Consider the following 20,509-nt stretch of genomic DNA (forward strand, 5'->3'; position numbering starts at 1 on the left):
CTCACTCCTTTTCTTTGTTTATTTTTTTCTTTTGCCAAAATAAATAGATACAACAAGCTAACAAAAGGATAATTAAAACGATCAGACCGATAATCCACCAATTAATGCTCGTGTCTATTGTCACATCTGAGCGATTCAGTGAGCGGGCTTCATCTCCGTCAATAGTAAATTCTTTTGTCCATGTCCATGTCTCATCTCCCGAATGTGCAGTTAGATTTAAAATGTAAGTGCCACTATTAAAACGATCACCATTTAAAGAAATAGGAAAATCAAAATGAGAATTCGGGGCCATCTGCATTTGCTCTTGGCTAGCCTCATATAATAAAGTATCGTCACCTTTTTTATGAACAGTTGCTTCAACTGAGAGTCTGTTAACAAATGTTGGCATAAAATTTTGAATTGTTGCACTGATCACATTTCGATAGTTTAATTGATCTGCAAAAACATCGAGTAATTCTAAATTTGGTATCACAGTAGACCGCTCGTTACTTACAACTACTCCAATCACATAGGAAAATTCATTTGTGATGGATAGACCTTCCGATGTTTTCGTATCTGTTTCGGATTCCTTTGGAATTTCACGTATTTTTAGACCACCAGCTAAAATCCCCTCAAAAGATTCGTTTGGCATGTTTAAAATTGCCTCTATCGTTTGTGTTTCATTTCCTTTTAGTGTGATAACTTCTGGGGTCGTTATTAATTCGTTCAGCGAGTATGAAAGCGTGGTATCCGTAACCTCGTCATCTTTACCATATTCAACCACACCTTGAACGTTTGTATAGGCGGTATGAGCGGTGATTTCTATTTGAATCTCTTGATTTGTTGCATTCTGCAAAGTAAGAGCTAACACTTCTTGATCACCTTTATTTAAATTCAAATCGAAGTAACCTTTTGTTTCATCGAATTGACTATCAGGATAAATAGGCGTCACATAGAAATTCAAAGAATTTTCTTCAGCATTTGAGATTACAGGGAATATGATAAGTAGCATCGAGATGAGAAATCCGAATAAATAAAACTTTATGTAGCTGTTCCAATTAAGTTGTTTTGACAAAGAAACACTCCTTTATTATTTGGAAAAGCAGCATCACAATAATAAGTAATACTGCTTTTCTGGTCGTTGGCATAAAATTTTTAATTAAGCATCTGCTCCAGGGGTCGAAGTTAATTCCCAAGAAAGAGTTGATGTGTAGGTCGTGGCATCTTTTGCAGTAGATCCTGGTACAAATAACTGAATTGCACTGTTTTCAATGACTTCAATAGAGGTATCAGCAGCTTGAGTATTAAGGTCCGCTTGGTTTCCCCAAACAACAGATGAGACACCCGCTCCTTGTCCTGCTTCTGCAGTCATTACGGGCACACCACCAGCGTTTGGAATCAACTGTAGGCCAGATGCATGTGATGAAGGAGCGTTAGTTGCATTACTTCCTGCATACTGAATGGTTGGATCATTTAAAGAAATCTGCGCCCCCGTTAAAATATTGTTTTGAGTGGTCGAAGTGAAATCACTGATGCTAACACTTAAAACCCATCCAGCATTTGAGCCACGAGTATCTTGAACCTGCGCAAAACTAACATAGGGGACTTGTCCAGATCCATCAGCTAGATTTGCTGTTTCAGCGACCATATTATAGGTTTGGTCTTGATTAGAAATGACTTGTGAACCAAAGTCCATAGTGACTGCTTTTACAAGAGAGAGCGGTCCTGTTGTTCCTGGAACCTCAGGATCAATTTCAACATCAGGATCTGTTTCAGGTGGAATAACAACAGATTCCTCATCAGTATTTGGTGTGAACTCAATCTGACCAGTGGTTGTTACATCTCGCACTTCGTCTGCAGAAGCTAATGTTACTCCGCTAATTAAAAGTGTTGCCATTAAAAACGTCGTTGTTACTAATTGAATCTTTTTCATTTATATGTTCCTCTTTTCTTTTTGTTAGTAATAAAAACAGTAAAACTAATAATATGATAATCCCCAAAAGTTTAGATTTGACATCTGTTGAATCTGATAGCTTTGGTAAAGTTTTTTTTGAACTATACAACTTTTCAATAGAATCTTTTTCTAATTGAGCACCGTTAGGTGGTTGTGGTATTGGAGAAAGCGGTGAATCATAAACGCCGGTAAACCCTAATTTGGCAACGGTATCAGTAGACTCCAAATTTTGACCGTGACCAACCATGGGATCTAAGAAAAATAAACTAAGTAAGAAAAATACGAAAATAGTTTTTTTTTGAGTCTTTCTCACATCATTTTTCACCTCCTTTACATATAGGGATTTTATTATTTATTGTCTATAAAGTTATTGAAAAATAGCAATGAATAGGGAAAAGGGTCATTTTTTGCTTTACCAAAATTCTCTAAGTAGTAATATTTGCTATCATTTTTGACAATGGCAACTATTTCAATATCATTTAAGGACATAGATTCTAAACATTGACATAATTCATAAAGAATTTGAAGCTTAGCATCTATACTCAATAAATCAGTGATATATTCTAAGGGTTCTTTTTTTATATCGTATTCTGCAAGAGTTATGAATTCATTCCGTATAGACTGGTATTCAGAAGCTAATGTTGGATGTCTCTGTAAAAATACAGACTCTTCAAAATAACCGTCAAAATATATTAAATACTGTTCTATCTTTTTCATAATAAAAATCACCTCAAGTATTTATAAAAATTATATCTTATATGTGATGTTTATAACTATTCAACATTTTTGCTTTTTTTAAAATTTTGACCTACTATTTGATAAAACAACTATCCTATACTTATTTTTATCTACTATACAGGAGGAATCAACGACGAATGATTAATTTACTATCTACCAAACATAATCAATATTTCACAATAGGGAAAATTACTTTTGAAAAAAAACAAAAAAAAGCCTTTCTTTGTGAAAGACTTGAAATAACAATAAATACATTAGAAGTTATAATTGAAGATTTTAATAGACTTTTCTCTCCCATAGAATTAGAGAGCGAAAATCAAATTGTTGCTTTAAAAATTCCAGATTATTTATCTTATGATTATTTCATATCAAGAGTATTGTCAACCAGTTTAGAGTATCAAATTTTAGAAAGTATTTTCTTTAATAATACTTTTACTTACGATCAGTTGGCGGAAAAACTATTTGTTAGCAGATCATCATTAATACGATCCATTAAATTCATTAATGGAGAAACACTAAAATTTGATTTCTTTATTGATACAAAACCGTTGAAAATTGTTGGTAACGAGAGAAATGTAAGGTTCTTCTTTATTACCTATTTTAAAGATAAATATGGATTATCTAGTTTGCCATTTGATATTGATGAAATGGAATCTATCAAGAAATTTTATCAAATTGGAAGTAACTTAAAGGGATTGCAACAGTCAGTCCAAGATCAAAATAATTTTATGTTATTTTGTATGGTTGCCTTGTACAGAGAACGGTTAGGATATAAAAGAAAAACTAATGGCGCAGATAAAAATAATACTTTTTTAAGTAACATACTTGATGTTATTGAAAATACTCCGAATTTTATAAAAAAAAATAATAATAATTTTTTTGATAGAAATTTTCTTAGTCAAATATTCGCAATATTTTTACAAGAAGGTTTTTTAAAACCGAATTTTTTTTCAAAAAAACGTCAATTAAGTTTATTTAAAGAGGTTAGGGTAACGAAATTTATAGAACTAATAAGTGTAGAGTTAGGATTAACTGTAGGGACTGAAGACAAATTTTTACTTAGTCAAAATATTTATGAGATTTTATTTGGTTACTTAAGCTTTCCTAGTGAGTTTAATTTTTTAGATGATACTTATTCCAATTTTTATGAGTATCATTCATTTCCTCTTCCTGAATTGAAAAACAAAATAAAAAGTATCTATTTTCAATGCTTTGGACAAGAGAAAGGTATCTATTTTCCCTTTGTATTTTTTACAACTTATACCCATTGGCCTTTCTTTTTAGAGCAATTACAAGTGAACAAAGCGACAGTAAAAATAAATGTTTTTATTGATTTTGATCCAAGTTTTGGGGAATATATCAAAAGTAAAATACTGACACTTTTTAATGGAAATTATGAGGTTACAGTAAAAAACGACCCAGACAACCTTCCTATTGTTGAAGAAACTGATTTGCTGATAACAAATGTATATTCACCAATAAACTTTCCTAAAGAGAAAATTATAGGTGTTTCTCACTTTATAACAGATCATGATATTGAATTAATAATAAAGAAAATAGACTCGATAGCAAAATTAAAATAAATATTCGGAATTTTATCTATAAAGATACTGAAGACTTTTTAAGTAGAAAAATATAGGTTATTAAAAGTATAATATTGCAAAGAAATTATATTAGAAAAATATTTGTTTATTGAATTCTAAATAAGCAGAGGTAGGTGATTTTCGAAAGAGACACAATCGTATTCTGTCACATTCGTTAAAATCGCTCCATCCCTAGAGGCTCTAAGAGGAAATCACTTTTCTTTTAGGGCCTTTTTTCTATAGCTTGTTTAAATGTGACTTATTATCTGCTAAATCATATTAAGTAACATTTGAGAGGCGGCTAAAAATGAAGAGCGTAGAACCGATTCGCGACAAAAAAAAGATCGATGCCATGAAAGCAATTTTGGCTTCCGGCAAATATGGGCAACGAAATTTGGTGCTTTTTTCGATCGGGATCAATACAGCGTATCGAATCTCCGATTTAAGACAGTTGAAATTAAGTGATGTGTTAGAAATTTCCCGTGGACGGGTGATTGTCAAGGAACGTCTGACCATGAAGGAACAAAAAACAGCTAAACACAATTCGGTTTTCATTTCGAACAAATTACGAAAAGTGATTCTTGATTATGTTCAATCGGAATTTCCTGAGCAGCTGCAAGTACAGGATTTCAACAATTATTTGTTTCCAAGTCGAAAAGGAGCGGATACGCCTTTGACCCGACAAAACCTTTGGCGGATCATTCATGAAGCAGGAACGCCGGTTGGTTTAAAAGAAATTGGTCCCCATTCGATGCGCAAGACTTTTGGTTATTTTTTGTACAAGCAAGGGACCAAAACAGAGATCATTCAGTCGCTGCTCAACCATTCTTCGCAACGGGAGACCTTACGCTATATCGGGATCACCCAGGAAGATAAAGATACCGCAGTAAAAAGTTTGGATCTATGACAGAATAATTCCCTATATAATAGAAGGAAAAATTCAAGAGGTGAGAAAATGAGCGAAGAAAAGCGTCCTAAATTTCCTGATAAATACCAATTATCTCGCAAAGAGTCTGTCTATTTATTGAAGAAAAACATTGTGGAACTGGTGTATAATGCGGGTAAATTTGAAGGATTGAATACAACGTTGTTACAAACAGAAGAGATTATTAAGTATAATCGGTCCAATAACGTGGCGGTAGATGATGTCCTGACCGTCGTTAACTTAAAAAGAGGCTTTGAACTGCTTTTAAACGACGTACAAGAGCCTCTGTTAGAGACAAGTAAGCGGATTAATCGAGTCGTTTCAGCGGAAGATGCCCTTTTCCCTGGAGAAATTCGGACTGGTGGGGTAGAAGTATCAACTATTCAAGGAAGATATGTGCCACCAATGTTAACTGAAGACGAGGTAAACAATCAATATGGTGAGATAATGAATCAAGAGATATCAGACACGGAAAAAGCGTTAAGACTGTTTCTACTTATATCAAAAAATCAAATTTTGGGGGATGGTAATAAGCGAACAGCATTATTAACAGCAAATAAAATTATGTTTGATCATGGTTTAGGCTTGTTGTCCATTCCTGAAACCGTATTTGAAAAATTTAATGAATTACTTTCTGCTTATTACAATAGTGAAGAAGATATTGATGCAGAAAAGATCCTGAATTTTATGTATTCGAATTGCATTTTCGGAATTACTTATCGATAAAATTATTAAGGAGGGATTTCTTTGTCTAGTTTTGCAAGGAAGCCTACGGTATTTATTAGTTCAACCTGTTATTATTTAAAACAAATAAGAAGTGATCTTAAGAATGTTATAGAGATGATTTAGGATTTGAAGTACTGTTGTCAGAATATTCGTCGTTCCCTATAGACCCTTCATTAGGAACCGTGGATAATTGTCTGCGGGTTGTACAAGAAAGGGCTGATATATTCATTTTGATTATAGGCAATAGGTATGGATACCAAACTGACAATGGAAAATCGGTAACTAACTTAGAGTACCTTAGAGCAAAAGAAAAGGGAATTCCTATTTATGCTTTTATTGATAAGAAAGTCATTCAAGGTATGCCATTATGGAAAGATAATCCTGAGGGGAATTTTGACTCTCTTGTAGATAACTCGGAATTGTTCAGATTTGTTGAACAAGTGATGTATGAAGATAGCACTTGGAGTTATGAATATGAGCTTGCTGAACAGATTTCGGAGCGATTAAAATTTCAATTTGCATATCTATTTTACGATTCTTTATCCTTAAGGAAAAAATTAGTACAAAAAAATTTCTCCAAAAAAATCATGGCTCTTAGCCCTAACATACTTCAAATCATTTTAGAAAAACCAGATGCATGGGAATATATCTTTTTTATTCAAATTCTATTAGAATTTTTGGGAGAAGCCGACGAACTAAAAAAAGATCTTCGTTATGAAATTATTCTTGAATTTCCAAATCCTATTACTGAAGATGGAGAAATATTTGAATGGATCAGTTACAAATACAATCAAATATTGAAGCTAACAAATGGATTATCAAATCTAGTAAATGTTGCTTTTCCTGAGGCTATAGGGGATCCTGGAACTAAGGGAGATATTGATTTTCTTCTTTATATAGCAGAGAAGTGGAAATCCATTTATTGTTCAATTATAAAATTGGAGCTAGAATTGATTTCTATAAGTGTACCAGAGAACACTCAAGAGCTAGTTTATTCTTTGCGAAAGATAAGCCAATCCTTAATCATTAATATTGATGACTATAAGATAAAGTTATTTAACAGTCTTGAGAAGATAGCTAACCATACACCAGGTGAACAGACTCTAATAATAGATTTAGTGATGGAATTTACGGAGCCAGACTTTACTGAATTTAATAAAGAATTAGAGATTTTAAAGCAAAAGTTAGGAATTAGCTGAAAAAAAACTAGGAGTTTAACTCTCTTATATTAAGGAAAAACATACACTTGAGAATAAAATAATTTGAAGAAAATGTATATACGGTGTATACTTTTTATAGGAGCTGATATAAATGAACATAAAGAAGAGAAAAATAAGAGAAGTAGGCAACTCAATTGTTGTAACATTATCAAAAGAGAGTTTATTACAAAAAGGTTTGAAACCTGGAGATACTATTTTTATTGATGAAGATAAAATGATGGATGCAATTGTGAAGGAAGAAAGAAATTTAGATCTTGAAATTGATATGTATGTGAATCAGGCTCTATCAGAATATGATGAAGCATTCAAGGAATTAGTTGACAGATGATGTATCTGAGCGAAAAAGATATTGTAAAATTGAATGTTATTCAAATAAAAAAATATTCACCAAAGGAAACAGTTGGTGTCATTGATAAAAATGCTTTGAGTATGGCTGTAAATCAACCAAAACAGCATATTTTTGGAAAAGATCTTTATCCTGATGTATTCAGCAAAGCAGCAGTTCTCTTAATAAATCTAATCAAAAAGCATCCTTTTCACAATGCTAACAAACGTACAGCATTTTTAGCTGCATATGTTTTTCTCAAGTTAAATGGCTATTCATTAAAAATGGAAAATCAGAAAGTTGTTGAATTTGTAGTTAGAGTTGCTACGTATCAGGGTGAGTTTGATGATTTAAAAGAGACAACAACTGATATACTAAAAAATAATTCTATAAAGATTGATACAAAAAAATAGAAGCAAACTAGCAGTTCAGTTGATTCTGAAGCGTTAGCTTGCTTTTTATTTTAGCTTACATAAGATATATTACCTCAGGAAGTCCGTCAAGCAATTGACGGATTTTATATTTCGTCGTTTTTTTCCAAAATACTCTATGCCATTAAGTGTCATTTACCGCTAGGAATGTTCAGTAAACTCCTTTGCTTTTTAATTCAACAACTTGTCAAAATGTGTCATTCATTACAAAACTAATATATCTTATGAAAAAAATTTGGTAAAACTATTATATAAGAGCATAATTGGTTCGTCTATTGTTCATTGATAATCGCATAGACCATTTTCTAAACTCTTTTCAGTGTCTAAATAGTAAGTAACTTTGTGAGCAAGGATTTCTAAGATTTGAAGGGAAGATAAGCACAAAGTAGTGATAAAGTCATAAGATCTTTAGGCAAATAAATAGTTGTTTAAGATGATAATGTCCAAATAAGTGCCCCTTTGATAAAAGAGGAGCACTCAGGTATATATTTTCTAAAGTAATTAATAAAATGTTTGAAGTAAAAAAGAACAGCCTAAATATCTTCTAAATACTTTTGTATCAATATTTAACTGCTCTTTATTCTTTGCTTATACTAGGTTAGAACTTGGATGTTATTCTAAAGGTAAATTAGGAATCTGCCATGCATGGATAAGTAAAAATAAAAACATAATTGATAAAATATTATTCTGGTAAAAGCTTATATAATAGATATAATCAAAGAGCAAATAAGATTCTTCTATAGTCAACAGAAAACTATTAAAAATGGGAGGACAATGATGATTAATGAATTTGATATCATGATAACTAAATCCGATTTAATTTCAATGGGATTTAAAAATAATCAAGCAACACAAATGCTAAGAGAAGCTAAACAATATTTAGTTAATGTTGAAGGGATATATTTATACAATAATAGGCAAATAAATGTTGTGCCGGCAAGAATAATTGAAAAATTGTTTCACTTGAAAATTCGTAAATGACTGCTAAAATAAAAATGAAAGGGTTTGCTAGGAGTATTAATTATGGGAAAAATAAAGAGTATTTATCAAGATAAAAAAACTAAAAAATGGTATTTCAGAGCATACTTAGGAATGGGTTCTAACGGAAAAAGAATACAAAAAACAAGGAGGGGTTTTTCAACACAAAGAGAGGCGAAGATAGCATATGATAATTATATGTCTGCCTATGGACCTAAAAATTCAAGAATAATTAAGAAAGAATTACGTAAAGACCTCGTGACTTTTGAGGAGTTTTACAAAAGTAGATTTGTTAAGTGGTATGAAAGGCAAGTAAAGCGCCAAACATTTGAGAATGCGCAATTCATATTTGAAAAGAAATTAATATCGTTCTATCATTATAGAATTATTGATATTACGACAGAAGTCGTTGAGGATTGGATATTTGAACTAAGTCAAATGACTTCAAGAAACTCTAGATTGAAAAGTGAGAAAGAAGCATTGTCTAAAAGCTATATTAATCGAATTCGTGGACATTTAAAAATTGTTATGGATCGAGCCGAAAAAGAAGGATACATTGATAAAAATCCAGTTATAAATGTTTCTATTCTATCTGTAGAAAATAAGAAGGTTAGTTTTTGGGAGTTTGATGATTTTATAAAAGTAATCAATTCTTTCAAGGATAATAGTTTTCAAAATAAACACAGAAAACTTGTTTTTGAATTGCTATTTTATACAGGGCTAAGGATTGGTGAACTATCCGCACTTTCTTGGAGTAATGTGAACTTAAAGAAAAACCAAATCACAGTTGAGAGAACTTTAGTATACACAAAAAAAGATAATTGGTATTTCTCAACTCCTAAAACAAAAAGTGCCTATCGTACAATTTCTATAGGGAAAAGGTTATCACGAAAGCTTGAAGACTGGAAAAAAGAACAGAGTTTGTTAGGAATTTTTGAATTTGTAATCCAATTAGATGGAACATTTACTCCCCCTTACTCTTTTGCACATTGGCTAAAAGAAGCGGCAATTAAGTCACAGGTGCAACCAATTAAATTACATTCTCTTAGACATTCGCATGTTGCATTCCTTATTGAACAAAATGTTCAACCATTAGCAATTATGGAAAGGCTAGGACATTCTAATATTCAAATCACTTTGGGAACCTATGGACATCTATATGCAAAATCTGATAGTAGAATAATTGATGCAATAGATACTCACCAAGTATAGTTATTTTAAACAAGAGTAGAAATAATTTACAGTAGTTTGTCTTCCAAGTTTCTTCCAATAGGAAATAAAAGACTATTATATCAACAAAAAATATATATGATTTTGAATTGAAGATGTATCGGAAATAAGCAAACTGCCATTAAGCAGGGAATGAATCCTGTTTAATGGCAGTTTTTTAGTAATGAATAGTCTATTTCAGCACTATACGAATATAATCATCAAAAAATTAAGTGTCTATTGATCCAAATCATTGGTAAAATATCTTCATTCAAGTTCTATTCCGCAATACTGCTTCCTCCTCCCAAGTTGCCGGATTCAATGGATCGTTAGAAGCTGTTTCCTGGTTGATGAGCTCTTGATAGGTATTGCTTTTCTTTTCTAAATAAGCGACTCGTTTTTGCGCTTCTGTAAGTTTAACGAGCGCTTTTTCTTTTTGCGATTGAATGATGTAGGCTCTTTCTTTGATCGTCGAATCGCCAAGGAGGCAAAGCGAAATATAATGCTTAATGGCTTCTAAAGACATGCCTGTTTCGCGCAAATTCTTGATACCAGTTAACCAATTGATGGAAGTCTGATTAAAAACCCGTCTGTTGTTTTTGTCCCTGATCAAACTAGGAACCAAACCCATATCGGTATAATAGCGAATCGTGTGTTCAGACAATTCAGTGATCGTGGCTGCTTCTTTGATAGAGTAAATGTTGGTCACGCCTTTCATAATTTGCTGTAGTCAAGCAAGTCGTTTGAACGTATTAGTAAAAACTGTTGTAGATCATTTTATTTTTATATCGCGTATTATAGCACAGATAATTTTGTGGAGAAAAGTAGCTTCCTATTTGAGAGCCTCAAAAAGAAAAAAGGTGGAAGAAAAATGATTGTTAGAAACTCCTTGACTTCGAGTGACTCGAAGATGCTAAAGTTTAGCTAGCTTAGCGAGCACACAAAGTATCGATGGAGGAGGGAATTATAATATGAAGAATAGAAAAATCAGAAGTTTAGCAGTTTCGCCAATCGGAATGGGGTGTATGGGGTTTTCTCACGGATATGGAAAGGTGCCAGAAGAAAAAGAGAGTATTGCATCTATTCGCAAAGCTTACGAATTTGGCTGTACATTTTTTGATACAGCAGAAGCTTATGGAAAAGAAATGTTTTATTCTGGACATAATGAGGAGTTGGTGGGTAAAGCACTGTCGCCTTTTCGAAACAAAGTTGTTCTTGCCACCAAGTATCATCTCGACGAAAAAGAAGTGAATGAAAGCACAACTCTTTACACAGCCATCCGTAACCATTTGGTTGCTTCAATGGAAAAACTGCGCACCGATTATATTGATCTCTATTATCTTCATCGAATCAATGAACAGATTTCTATAGAAGAAATAGCTGAGGTGATGGGACGATTAATCAAAGAAGGTATGATCAGAGAATGGGGACTCTCACAAGTTTCCGTGGAGACACTTGCTAAAGCACATGGGATTACCCCCGTTGGTGCTGTGCAAAATCTCTATTCAATGGTTGAGCGTGATTGTGAGCAAGAGATTTTCCCCTATTGTCTTGAGAACGAGATCGCCGTCGTTCCTTTTTCACCAATCGCTAGTGGGTTTTTATCTGGAAAAGTCACACCAGATACATCCTTTGAAGGGGATGATGTTCGCAAATTCGTCCCTCAGCTGGCTAAAGAAAACCTCGTAGCCAATCAACCGATTTTAAATATGCTAGCAGAAGTCGCTCAAGCAAAGCAGGCGACAAATGCCCAAATTTCATTGGCGTGGATGCTTCACAAGTACCCGAATGCAGTGCCGATTCCTGGATCAAAAAATCGAGGCAGGATTTTGGAAAATCTAGCTGCTTGGGATGTACAGCTTACAGATACCGAGTTTCAAGTAATTGAAAACCAATTGAATCAAATACCTGTATATGGCCATCGAGGACATGTCGAATCACAACAACAATCTTTCGGAAAACAGTGGGACAAACACTAAATTAAGAAAAAGTTGGAAAAGCAGACTGCATGACAAATGTAGTCTGCTTTTTTGCGTATAGTTCATTAACAGAAATTTTTGCCATCTTACTTCTCGCAATAAATGATTCTTGTTTCACCCACTAAAAAAGCTGATCAAAATATTGCGCGATGCTTAAAAAAGAATTATGATGTGCTTATCTATTATATCTATCAAGATCCTTTTATTACTTGGAATTATACGAAGCAACGTGAAAAAATAGAAGGACGCTTTGTTCCTGAAGAACATTTTATAAATGCTTTTTTTCAATCAAGATATAACTTGATTAAAATGAAGGAATTGTATAAAGAAAATGTGACCGTTAATATTTTTATAAAAGATTTTCAAAATCGCCATTCTCATACGTTGATGGCAGTTGACAATGTATCGTTCGCTTTGCCATTAACATACACAAAGGAAGAATTGGAGGAGAAGCTCAATGACTGAGAAAGAAAAAGTAGAAACAATCATGATAAAATATCATCGAAACTTCTCGATCTTACAGAAAAAGGCAACGCCTAGCGAATTGAAAACAGTTTTAAACTTTATTGCAGAAGAATCGAACCGTAAACAGCGAGTGCTTGTTGGCTTAGAGAAAGAAGAATAAGTGGTCAATGAAAAAATTTAGGTTTCTTAAGAATGACCATTGAACAAGTAAAATCCGAGATAAGAAGCAAGCGCTTCTTATCTTTTTTTTGTATCATTATGGCGGGCATGCAGTAAAGATAGGATCAAAATAGAATAAATTCACAAAAAGTGCTTGACCTAAAGTGAACTCTAGGTGGTATCTTTTTAGATAGAAGAAATGAGCAGCGATTGTTGAAACTCAAAAAAATCACGATTTCCCTTTAGGATAACTTGCTATTTCTTGGTTTGACAGGAATTTTAAAAAGAGCGTCTAGCTCTTATGGCCACGTTTTTCATTCTAGAGAACGATCCACTCATTTCGATTTCGTGTCTTTTTCCTTGTGAGCAAACACACGAATCATTCAAACATTACTACAGGAGGTACGTACATGTTATTAGAAAAAATCAAAAGCCCCAAAGCGTTAAAAGAATTGACCAGTGGGCAACTTCAAGAACTGGTAGTAGAAGCACGAACTGCTTTATTGGAAAAAATCAGTCACCATGGGGGGCACAATGGCCCCAATCTGGGGATGGTTGAGATGACGATTGCGTTGCATAAAGTCTTTGATTCCCCCACAGATAAGCTGATTTTTGATGTGTCCCATCAGACCTATATCCATAAAATGTTGACGGGACGCGCCCATGCCTTTCTTGATGCTGCGCAGTATGGTGCGGTTTCTGGTTACACGAATCCGAAAGAAAGCGAGCACGATCTCTTTACGGTCGGACATACCTCCACGTCAGTTTCGCTGGCAAATGGTGTGGCGAAAGCCCGTGACCTAAAAAATGAAACGTATAACGTCGTTGCCGTGATTGGTGATGGTTCTCTATCAGGCGGGTTAGCGTTTGAAGGCTTGAACAATATCGTGGAATTAGGCACCAATACCATCGTGGTCCTCAACGACAATGACCAATCGATCGCAGAAAACCATGGGGGGATGTATCAGAATTTGCGAGTATTGCGAGAAACAAAGGGGCAAGCAGCAGACAATCTGTTCAAAGCGATTGGTTTTGAGTACCACTATTTGGATGAAGGAAATGACCTCGCTGCATTGATTGCTTTATTTGAAAAAGTGAAAGATGTTGATCATCCTGTTTTATTACACATTCATACGATCAAAGGCAAAGGCTTCAAGTTTGCGGAAGAAAATCGTGAAAAGTTTCATGCAGGCGGTCCCTTTCATTTAGAAACCGGCGAATATATTTCTACTGGCGGCAATCAAGTAACGTACAATAGCTTAACGACGGATTATTTATTAGAAAAAATGGCGTCAGATCCTAAAGTCGTGGCAGTAAACGCTGGTACACCGATGCTGCTTTTTTCTCCGGAACAAAGAGAAAAAGCAGGCAAACAATTTGTAGATGTAGGTATTGCAGAAGAACATGCGGTATCGATGGTTGCTGGGTTAGCAAAAAATGGAGCAAAACCTGTCTGGGCCGTTTTTTCTACCTTTATGCAACGTAGTTTTGATCAAATTTCCCATGATTTGGCCTTAAATCATCTGCCTGGAACGATTCTGGTATATGGTGCATCGATTCACGGCATGAATGACGAGAGCCATTTGGGAATTTTTGATATTCCATTTTTGGCACATATTCCCAACCTTATTTATCTTGCGCCAACCTCTAAAGAAGAATATCTGGCAATGTTGGATTGGTCGCTGGAACAAACCAACGCACCAGTTGCGATCCGGGTACCGGTTGGACCTGTCAACGAAATGGCAGTGACAGTCTCTACTGACTACAGTGATCAAAAAAATGAAGTGACTCAAGCTGGCACGCAGGTAGCCATCGTCGGTGTTGGGAACTTTTATGCGCTAGCGGAAGAGATCGCAGATCAATTGAAGATGCAACATGGAATTACGCCAACGGTGATCAATCCTAAGTTTATTTCAGGGGTCGACAAAGAGTTGTTGGATGCTGTGGCACGATCGCACAAACTCGTTGTCACGTTGGAAGATGGTATACGAGAGGGTGGCTATGGACAAATGATTGCCAGCTACCTGGGTGATCGTGAGATTGCCGTCAAAAACTATGGCTTAGAAAAGAAATTTTATGATAATTACCGGGCAGCAGACGTTTTATCTGAACTTGGTATCACTGCTGAGGAAATTACGAAAGATGTCATAGAACAGCTGCAGAAATAAGTTCTCTTAGGGTGTCTTGTGTAGCTGATATGATTGTTAAAAAATGAATGATCGAAGGAAACCTTGCAGAAAAACAGACTGCAAGGTTTTTTCGCAAACAATCGGTGACGATTTGCAGCAAAATACAGAAGACCAATGCTTTTCAAGCATAAAGCCCAAGCGCGTTAAGCATTGGTCAACGAGGATAATCTAGCGAATAATAAGGTAGTGAAAGGATCACTTGTCATCTTGGACTATTGGGTTCAGAGACAAGGAAGAAAAGGTGTTTTTAAGGAAAGGGGTATTTATGAAATTTTTTTCTATGAAGTTGTTGGCACTGCTGTCGGTGGCAATGGTTGTCTATTCGGCACCGGCGATTTCTGCCAATGTCCCAGCGATTGCGGCAAGCTTCCCAGAAGTTGATGCGGTCTACATTGGGTTACTGACCACGATTCCATCATTGTTTCTTTTACTGGGAATTTTTACTACTAGCATGATCGAAAAAAGGATCGGCAAAAAATACACAATGGTCACCGGCTTGGTCATTGTGGCGGTTTTTGGCACGCTGCCGGCATGGTATCAGGGGAGCTTTCCCATCTTGTTTCTTTCTCGAGGGATTCTTGGCTTCGGGATCGGCTTATTCAATCGTTTGGCGATTCAAATGATTAGTTTGCTGTTTCAAAATGAGCCGCAAAAGAAAGCCAAAGCTCTTGGATTAGAAAGTGCCGTTGGTGGTTTAGGTGGTATCTTTATGACTTTGCTGGTTGGCCAGCTAGTGAAAATCAGTTGGGAAATGTCCTTCTTGGTTTATGGCTTTGCCCTGATCAGTCTCTTCTTTGTCCAGCTGTTTATTCCAAACGAAACACAGGCTGTGACTAATGAGACGTTATTGGCGAACGTCACGGTTTCAAAAGAACGGAAACAGCGATCATTCGTTCTGGGTGTGCTCTTGTTTCTAATCGTTGTCTTATTTATTAATTACAATTTACAGATCACACCATTGTTATTGGAAAAAGGAATCGGGGACGCCACTGAAGGCAGTAACATGATTGCCGCCATTGCGACGGGAGCATTTATCGCCGGCAATGCCTTTGGCTTGATATACAGTCGCCTACATCGCTGGTTGCTGCCCATTGCGGCATTGCTTGCAGGAAGCAGCATCTATTTGACTTATCCATTGCAGACAGTGGGGCTACTCTTGGGTTGTTCTTTATTATTAGGCTTTGCCTTTCGCAGCATCATGCCTTTTTTCACCCACTTGCTGACGACTGGTGGTGAAGCAGAAGCTAAGTTTGGCACGATCGTCTCGATCGTTGCTTACAATTTAGGGGTCACGCTCGCACCCTATGCATCACGCTTGCTGATACTAGTCAGCGGCAATGAAACAGCAGGGATGCAGATGATCTTATCAGGGGGCATGCTATGTCTGATTGGTATGATCGCCCTTTTGGGAAATAAATTCTTTTTGTATTTTGAACGAGGGTAGGCATACGCTGGCGTGCTCCACGCTTTTCTGTCTTCAATTCATCACTTTCAGTGCTTTTAGATAGAAAGAAACGTGAATGAATGGGACGTGTAAAACTAACAGCAGCAATCAGAAGGGAGAACCAGATGTATCTTTTTCAAAAAATTGAAGAAGCAGCGTTTAAACAAAATGATGCAAGACGAACGATCGGTGACTTTTTATTAAGCAATCGGGAAAAAGTCAGTGAGTATACTATGGAAGAAATCGCAAAACTGACCCATACCTCCAAGCCGACGTTAGTCCGTTTTGCAAAATATTTTGGCTTTTCCGGTTGGAAAGAATTTGTGTATGCCTTCATGCATGAACTGGCACACTTTGATGATGGCTCAGCAACGATCGATGTGAATATCCCTTTTGGTGAGGCGGCAGACACATTAGAAATCATTGAAAACTTGGCGAACTTGCGCATGCAGACGATTAAAGAAACAGCGGCACTTATGACGGTAAAAGACCTGAATCAAGCCGCTCGACTAATCAATGGCGCTCAAAACGTTGTCATCTATGGGCGTAGTCCAAATTCGTATTTCGGGCAGCTGTTTAAACGCAACTTAAACACGATTCATAAAAAAGCCTTTGTTGCGGATACGGACGAAGCGGGCTTGATTTCCCAAACGCTGACCCCGCAGGATTGTGCCATTCTTATCTCTTATTCTGGCAATAATTCAGAGAACTATCCTATGAAAAATGTGAAAACATTGCTGAAAAATGGTGTGCCAATTATCAGTCTTACGAGTGGTGGGGACAACTATTTGCGGGACTATTCGACGATCGTCTTGACGATTGCTAGCCGAGAAAAACTATATTCTAAAATCGGAAATTTTTCCACAGAAGAATCGATTCAATTCCTTTTGACGGTTTTGTTTGCTCAGATTTTTTCCCTCGATTATCAGGAGAATATCCAAATGAAAATCAGCAACGCTCGTTATTTAGAAACGAGTCGCAGAACGACGTTTAAAGAGATGGCAGAAGAATAAAAGGACCACACCAAAAACGGTGTGGTCCTTTTTCCCTATTCTAAATTGTTGGAAGTGGTTGATTTCAATTCGATCGGCTCACCGGCAGCAACTAGACGAATCCGTTTCGGATTGACGATCCGATCGTACAAAGCTTCAGGGTCCCCATTAAAAGCATCGATATGCGGAGCATCCACTGTTCCCCAATGGGAGAGGATCAAGTCAGCATGAGGATAGGTATTTGCCAGTTTCACGGCGTTCTCAAAGCCGATATGCCAAGCGTTGTCGTTAAAGTCAAACAAGATCGCATCTGGTTGAGGCATCTCTAATTGTTCTGGTAAAAGACGAGAATCGCCAGGAATCCACAAGGAACCATCCGGAGTATCGATCCAAAAGCCGCAATAGTCCTCAATTTGGAAGACACGGTCAAATTTTGTCGTCTCATTTTGCCAAAGGTGATACGCCTTTGTTAAAGAAATCTCCAAATTTTTAACGGTGAATGAATCATAGATTTCGTGACCTTGGGCAGCAACTTGAAAGTGCTCTTGCATAAGTTCGGCAACATATTTGGGTCCATGGAAGCTATCGGTAACCGGGACTAATTTTTCAATCGTCGGAATGCCGTAGTGATCATTATCTGAATGGGTGATCAATACCGCATCTAAGTGAGGGACTGCCGCCGGTTTGATTGGCAGATCGATCAGTAACGGCAGGTCAAATCCTTCTAAGACCGGATCGACCATGATACATGTACCACGGCTGTTTAGAAGAATACCGGAGTTTCCTAACCATCGAATGATCGTTTGATCCGTTTTTTGAAAAGCTTTTTCGGTAAAGACAATCGTTTTTGGAGGAATTGCTTGTTTTGCGTTTGTCATTTTTTTCGTTCCCTTCGCCTGTTTTTTTAAAATCCAACGCAGCATCGCCGTTCGTAACAGGCTATGCTGAATCGTTGTTCCATTGTGAGGTGCTTCAACGGTTTGGGGGAAAGAAGCTGCAGTTCCAGTAATTTTAAGAGAGTATTGTGCCGCCTTTTTTTACATGATTATTTTATGGCGTGCGCTCATCGATTGTTTTTGATTGCCACAATTCAAAAGTGTCGCATTCATAGAGTAAATTATACCATTGTTTCTCCTGGCTTCGTCAAGGCAATGCGGGGGCTTTTCGTGGAATAAATTTCGAAAAAAGAGCGGTATTTAATGAAAAGGTGAAATCCATTTCGACTTTAGGAAAATGTATTGGAACCGCTCTCTAAAAATGGTACATTGCTGGCAGAAAGAACAGTATGTTTTACCGGTGAGCACATACAACATAGATTTTCTTTGAAATTTATCTAGGGGTGGAATGTATGAGTGAAAATTATCAATCATTAGCAAAAAAAATCGTCCAGTATCTGGGGGGACAAGAAAATATCACGGATGCCTATCATTGTCAAACACGATTACGCTTTAAAGTCAAAGATGAAAAGCGTATAGATGAAGGAGAATTAGAGGCACTCGATGGGGTTGCCAAATACATCAATAACGCAGGGGTACATCAAGTCGTGATTGGAACACATGTCAAAGATGTCTATGAAGAAGTCACAAAATTGGTTTCGCTTCAATCATCAGGGACGTCAGAGCCTGGGGAGAAAAAAGGACCGGCAGCTGCAGTGATCGATTTTGTGGCAGGAACGTTTCAACCAATTATTCCGGCATTGTCCGGTGCTGGAATGGTTAAGGCAGTTTTGGCTTTGTTGATCGTCTTTGATGTGATCACCGCTGATTCGCAAACCTATTACATGCTGAATCTTTTTGCAGATGGTGTTTTCTTCTTCTTACCAATGATCCTGGCCTTCACTGTGGCACAAAAATTGCGATGCAATCCGATTTTAGCGGCTTCAGTGGCTGCTATGATGATGCATCCTAATTGGGGTGCCTTGGTCACAGCAGGCGAACCCGTTCACTTTTTTGGGGTTATTCCTTTTACATTAGCAAACTATACGGGATCAGTTATTCCGATTCTGATCGTGATTTTTTTCCAATCGTATGTCGAAAAGTTTTTGAACAAAGTGATTCCAAAATCAGTAGAACTGGTTTTTGTTCCAATGCTAACATTCTTGATAATGGGTACATTAGCCTTCTCGCTATTTGGACCGATCGGTAGTATCTTGGGGGGCTATTTGGCAACTTTCTTTACCTTCTTAAGTGTCCATGCTAGCTGGGTTCCAGCGGTTTTGATTGGGGGCTTTTTACCAATCATGGTGATGTTTGGTTTGCACAATGGGATTGCTCCTTTAGGGGTGATGCAAATGGCAGAACTTGGGTATGACAGTATTTTTGGTCCAGGGGCATTAGTCTCAAACATTGCTCAAGCAACCGCAGTAGCAGTTGTCGCATTGCGTACGAAAGAGAAAAAGACTAAGCAGTTGGCGGTATCAGGGGCGATCACTGCCTACATGGGGATTACTGAACCTGCTTTATATGGCATCAATTTGCCAAAAAAATATCCGTTAGTTGCGGCAATGATCGGTGGGGCTTCTGGTGGTTTGTATGCTGGCTTGACCAATACGCATCGCTTTGCGACCGGTTCGTCTGGTCTCCCAGCAGTCTTACTATATATCGGTGATGATACGATGCGCTATTTTTGGAATATCATTATCGCATTGGTGATTGCAGCTGTGGTGAGTGCGGTCGTTACCTATGTCTTAAGTTTCAAATATGAAACAAAAGTGACAATTGATGTTCCAGATATGAAAGCAGTAGTCTTAGAAGATACCCTATTGATCAATCCTGTACCAGGAACTGTGATGCCACTGAATCAAGTCAAAGATGACGCATTTGCTTCTGAAGCACTCGGAAAAGGATTTGCGGTCGATGAACCCATCGGTGAAGTCATTGCGCCTTTTGATGGAAAAGTCGCTGCTGTTTTTCCTACCAAACACGCGATTGGCTTGGTTTCAAACACGGGAATTGAATTGTTGATCCATGTCGGTTTAGACACAGTGGAACTAAATGGTCAGTATTTTGATGCGTTAGTAGAAGCAGAGCAAAAAGTTACAAAAGGGCAGCGATTGTTGACGTTTGATGTACAGCAGATAAAAGCTGCAGGATATGTCACACAAGTACCAATCATCGTTACCAATACACCACAATATACCGCAGTCGAACTTGTGAAGGAAGGATTGGTAGCTAAAGAAGAGGAAGTACTTGTAGTCAAAGTTTAGGAGGAAAT

At 36.6% G+C, this 20,509-nt stretch carries 21 protein-coding genes; 15 read left to right on the forward strand and 6 right to left on the reverse strand.

All coding sequences use genetic code 11. From position 1 onward, the window contains the following. Position 1: 1 nt before the first annotated feature. The 4 genes from IGI88_RS11315 to IGI88_RS11330 all read right to left on the reverse strand — a co-directional run bounded on the left by IGI88_RS11315 (position 2) and on the right by IGI88_RS11330 (position 2,650). Complete coding sequence (locus IGI88_RS11315) at positions 2-1,054, reverse strand: DUF916 and DUF3324 domain-containing protein (protein WP_429960525.1); 1,053 nt, start codon at positions 1,052-1,054, stop codon at positions 2-4. An 84-nt stretch (positions 1,055-1,138) separates the two neighbouring features. Then, positions 1,139-1,912: a WxL domain-containing protein gene (locus tag IGI88_RS11320; RefSeq protein WP_429960526.1), complete on the reverse strand. Its 774-nt coding sequence runs from the start codon at positions 1,910-1,912 to the stop codon at positions 1,139-1,141. Continuing rightward, positions 1,857-2,246, reverse strand: a complete 390-nt coding sequence (locus IGI88_RS11325; protein ID WP_429960527.1) for a hypothetical protein — start codon at positions 2,244-2,246, stop codon at positions 1,857-1,859. The genes IGI88_RS11320 and IGI88_RS11325 overlap by 56 nt, the downstream gene beginning before the upstream one ends. A gap of 35 nt (positions 2,247-2,281) precedes the next feature. Continuing rightward, positions 2,282-2,650, reverse strand: coding sequence for a DUF7006 family protein (locus tag IGI88_RS11330; protein ID WP_429960528.1), 369 nt, complete (start codon positions 2,648-2,650; stop codon positions 2,282-2,284). 158 nt (positions 2,651-2,808) lie between these two features. Here IGI88_RS11330 and IGI88_RS11335 point away from each other — a divergent pair, with 158 nt between their 5' ends. From IGI88_RS11335 to IGI88_RS11370, 8 genes are all read left to right on the forward strand, one after another. Beyond that, positions 2,809-4,254, forward strand: coding sequence for a helix-turn-helix domain-containing protein (locus IGI88_RS11335; protein WP_429960529.1), 1,446 nt, complete (start codon positions 2,809-2,811; stop codon positions 4,252-4,254). A gap of 307 nt (positions 4,255-4,561) precedes the next feature. Beyond that, complete coding sequence (locus IGI88_RS11340; RefSeq protein ID WP_429960530.1) at positions 4,562-5,161, forward strand: tyrosine-type recombinase/integrase; 600 nt, start codon at positions 4,562-4,564, stop codon at positions 5,159-5,161. Between the two features lie 48 nt (positions 5,162-5,209). Next, positions 5,210-5,905: a Fic family protein gene (locus tag IGI88_RS11345; RefSeq protein WP_429960531.1), complete on the forward strand. Its 696-nt coding sequence runs from the start codon at positions 5,210-5,212 to the stop codon at positions 5,903-5,905. Positions 5,906-6,042: 137 nt separating this feature from the next. Next, positions 6,043-7,104, forward strand: a complete 1,062-nt coding sequence (locus IGI88_RS11350; RefSeq protein WP_429960532.1) for a DUF4062 domain-containing protein — start codon at positions 6,043-6,045, stop codon at positions 7,102-7,104. Positions 7,105-7,216: 112 nt separating this feature from the next. After that, complete coding sequence (locus tag IGI88_RS11355; protein WP_103301348.1) at positions 7,217-7,453, forward strand: AbrB/MazE/SpoVT family DNA-binding domain-containing protein; 237 nt, start codon at positions 7,217-7,219, stop codon at positions 7,451-7,453. Continuing rightward, entirely contained in the window at positions 7,450-7,863 is a 414-nt protein-coding gene (locus IGI88_RS11360) for a type II toxin-antitoxin system death-on-curing family toxin (protein WP_172686422.1), read from the forward strand. Before IGI88_RS11355 ends, IGI88_RS11360 begins: the two co-directional genes overlap by 4 nt. Positions 7,864-8,658: 795 nt before the next feature. Further along, positions 8,659-8,862 carry a DUF3173 family protein gene (locus IGI88_RS11365; protein ID WP_140966738.1) on the forward strand — a complete coding sequence of 68 codons (204 nt, stop codon included), beginning with the start codon at positions 8,659-8,661 and terminating at the stop codon, positions 8,860-8,862. 42 nt (positions 8,863-8,904) lie between these two features. Further along, positions 8,905-10,071 (forward strand): site-specific integrase, encoded by a 1,167-nt coding sequence (locus IGI88_RS11370; RefSeq protein ID WP_207462948.1) that lies wholly within the window; start codon positions 8,905-8,907, stop codon positions 10,069-10,071. A gap of 268 nt (positions 10,072-10,339) precedes the next feature. Here the strand turns inward: IGI88_RS11370 and IGI88_RS11375 are convergent, their stop codons facing one another. Further along, positions 10,340-10,786, reverse strand: coding sequence for a MerR family transcriptional regulator (locus tag IGI88_RS11375; protein ID WP_429960533.1), 447 nt, complete (start codon positions 10,784-10,786; stop codon positions 10,340-10,342). A 253-nt stretch (positions 10,787-11,039) separates the two neighbouring features. On the opposite strand from IGI88_RS11375, the gene IGI88_RS11380 reads away from it, so the two are divergent. From IGI88_RS11380 to IGI88_RS11405, 6 genes are all read left to right on the forward strand, one after another. Then, positions 11,040-12,047: an aldo/keto reductase gene (locus IGI88_RS11380; RefSeq protein ID WP_429960534.1), complete on the forward strand. Its 1,008-nt coding sequence runs from the start codon at positions 11,040-11,042 to the stop codon at positions 12,045-12,047. A gap of 171 nt (positions 12,048-12,218) precedes the next feature. Beyond that, positions 12,219-12,512 carry a zeta toxin family protein gene (locus IGI88_RS11385; protein ID WP_429960535.1) on the forward strand — a complete coding sequence of 98 codons (294 nt, stop codon included), beginning with the start codon at positions 12,219-12,221 and terminating at the stop codon, positions 12,510-12,512. Further along, positions 12,505-12,672: a hypothetical protein gene (locus IGI88_RS11390; protein ID WP_413135230.1), complete on the forward strand. Its 168-nt coding sequence runs from the start codon at positions 12,505-12,507 to the stop codon at positions 12,670-12,672. The genes IGI88_RS11385 and IGI88_RS11390 overlap by 8 nt, the downstream gene beginning before the upstream one ends. 409 nt (positions 12,673-13,081) lie before the next feature. Beyond that, positions 13,082-14,839: a 1-deoxy-D-xylulose-5-phosphate synthase gene (locus IGI88_RS11395; protein WP_429960536.1), complete on the forward strand. Its 1,758-nt coding sequence runs from the start codon at positions 13,082-13,084 to the stop codon at positions 14,837-14,839. A 286-nt stretch (positions 14,840-15,125) separates the two neighbouring features. After that, on the forward strand, positions 15,126-16,304 hold the full coding sequence (locus IGI88_RS11400; protein WP_429960537.1) for an MFS transporter: 1,179 nt from the start codon (positions 15,126-15,128) through the stop codon (positions 16,302-16,304). Between the two features lie 125 nt (positions 16,305-16,429). After that, entirely contained in the window at positions 16,430-17,317 is an 888-nt protein-coding gene (locus IGI88_RS11405; protein WP_429960538.1) for a MurR/RpiR family transcriptional regulator, read from the forward strand. 35 nt (positions 17,318-17,352) lie between these two features. Here IGI88_RS11405 and IGI88_RS11410 read toward each other — a convergent pair whose 3' ends face one another. Next, positions 17,353-18,174 (reverse strand): MBL fold metallo-hydrolase, encoded by an 822-nt coding sequence (locus tag IGI88_RS11410; protein WP_429960539.1) that lies wholly within the window; start codon positions 18,172-18,174, stop codon positions 17,353-17,355. 470 nt (positions 18,175-18,644) lie between these two features. On the opposite strand from IGI88_RS11410, the gene IGI88_RS11415 reads away from it, so the two are divergent. Beyond that, positions 18,645-20,501, forward strand: a complete 1,857-nt coding sequence (locus IGI88_RS11415) for a beta-glucoside-specific PTS transporter subunit IIABC (RefSeq protein WP_429960540.1) — start codon at positions 18,645-18,647, stop codon at positions 20,499-20,501. The last annotated feature ends 8 nt before the right edge of the window (positions 20,502-20,509 follow it).

The organism is Enterococcus sp. AZ179, assembly GCF_050498885.1.
Classification (GTDB): domain Bacteria; phylum Bacillota; class Bacilli; order Lactobacillales; family Enterococcaceae; genus Enterococcus_D; species Enterococcus_D entomosocium.

Excerpts from the sequence above, each read along its gene's own strand:
- IGI88_RS11320 (WP_429960526.1), bottom strand. The coding sequence starts at position 1,912 with ATGAAAAAGATTCAATTAGTAACAACGACGTTTTTAATGGCAACACTT.
- IGI88_RS11330 (WP_429960528.1), bottom strand. The coding sequence starts at position 2,650 with ATGAAAAAGATAGAACAGTATTTAATATATTTTGACGGTTATTTTGAA.
- IGI88_RS11335 (WP_429960529.1), top strand. The coding sequence starts at position 2,809 with ATGATTAATTTACTATCTACCAAACATAATCAATATTTCACAATAGGG.
- IGI88_RS11340 (WP_429960530.1), top strand. The coding sequence starts at position 4,562 with ATGAAGAGCGTAGAACCGATTCGCGACAAAAAAAAGATCGATGCCATG.
- IGI88_RS11345 (WP_429960531.1), top strand. The coding sequence starts at position 5,210 with ATGAGCGAAGAAAAGCGTCCTAAATTTCCTGATAAATACCAATTATCT.
- IGI88_RS11355 (WP_103301348.1), top strand. The coding sequence starts at position 7,217 with ATGAACATAAAGAAGAGAAAAATAAGAGAAGTAGGCAACTCAATTGTT.
- IGI88_RS11360 (WP_172686422.1), top strand. The coding sequence starts at position 7,450 with ATGATGTATCTGAGCGAAAAAGATATTGTAAAATTGAATGTTATTCAA.
- IGI88_RS11365 (WP_140966738.1), top strand. The coding sequence starts at position 8,659 with ATGATTAATGAATTTGATATCATGATAACTAAATCCGATTTAATTTCA.
- IGI88_RS11370 (WP_207462948.1), top strand. The coding sequence starts at position 8,905 with ATGGGAAAAATAAAGAGTATTTATCAAGATAAAAAAACTAAAAAATGG.
- IGI88_RS11375 (WP_429960533.1), bottom strand. The coding sequence starts at position 10,786 with ATGAAAGGCGTGACCAACATTTACTCTATCAAAGAAGCAGCCACGATC.
- IGI88_RS11380 (WP_429960534.1), top strand. The coding sequence starts at position 11,040 with ATGAAGAATAGAAAAATCAGAAGTTTAGCAGTTTCGCCAATCGGAATG.
- IGI88_RS11390 (WP_413135230.1), top strand. The coding sequence starts at position 12,505 with ATGACTGAGAAAGAAAAAGTAGAAACAATCATGATAAAATATCATCGA.
- IGI88_RS11395 (WP_429960536.1), top strand. The coding sequence starts at position 13,082 with ATGTTATTAGAAAAAATCAAAAGCCCCAAAGCGTTAAAAGAATTGACC.
- IGI88_RS11400 (WP_429960537.1), top strand. The coding sequence starts at position 15,126 with ATGAAATTTTTTTCTATGAAGTTGTTGGCACTGCTGTCGGTGGCAATG.
- IGI88_RS11405 (WP_429960538.1), top strand. The coding sequence starts at position 16,430 with ATGTATCTTTTTCAAAAAATTGAAGAAGCAGCGTTTAAACAAAATGAT.
- IGI88_RS11410 (WP_429960539.1), bottom strand. The coding sequence starts at position 18,174 with ATGACAAACGCAAAACAAGCAATTCCTCCAAAAACGATTGTCTTTACC.
- IGI88_RS11415 (WP_429960540.1), top strand. The coding sequence starts at position 18,645 with ATGAGTGAAAATTATCAATCATTAGCAAAAAAAATCGTCCAGTATCTG.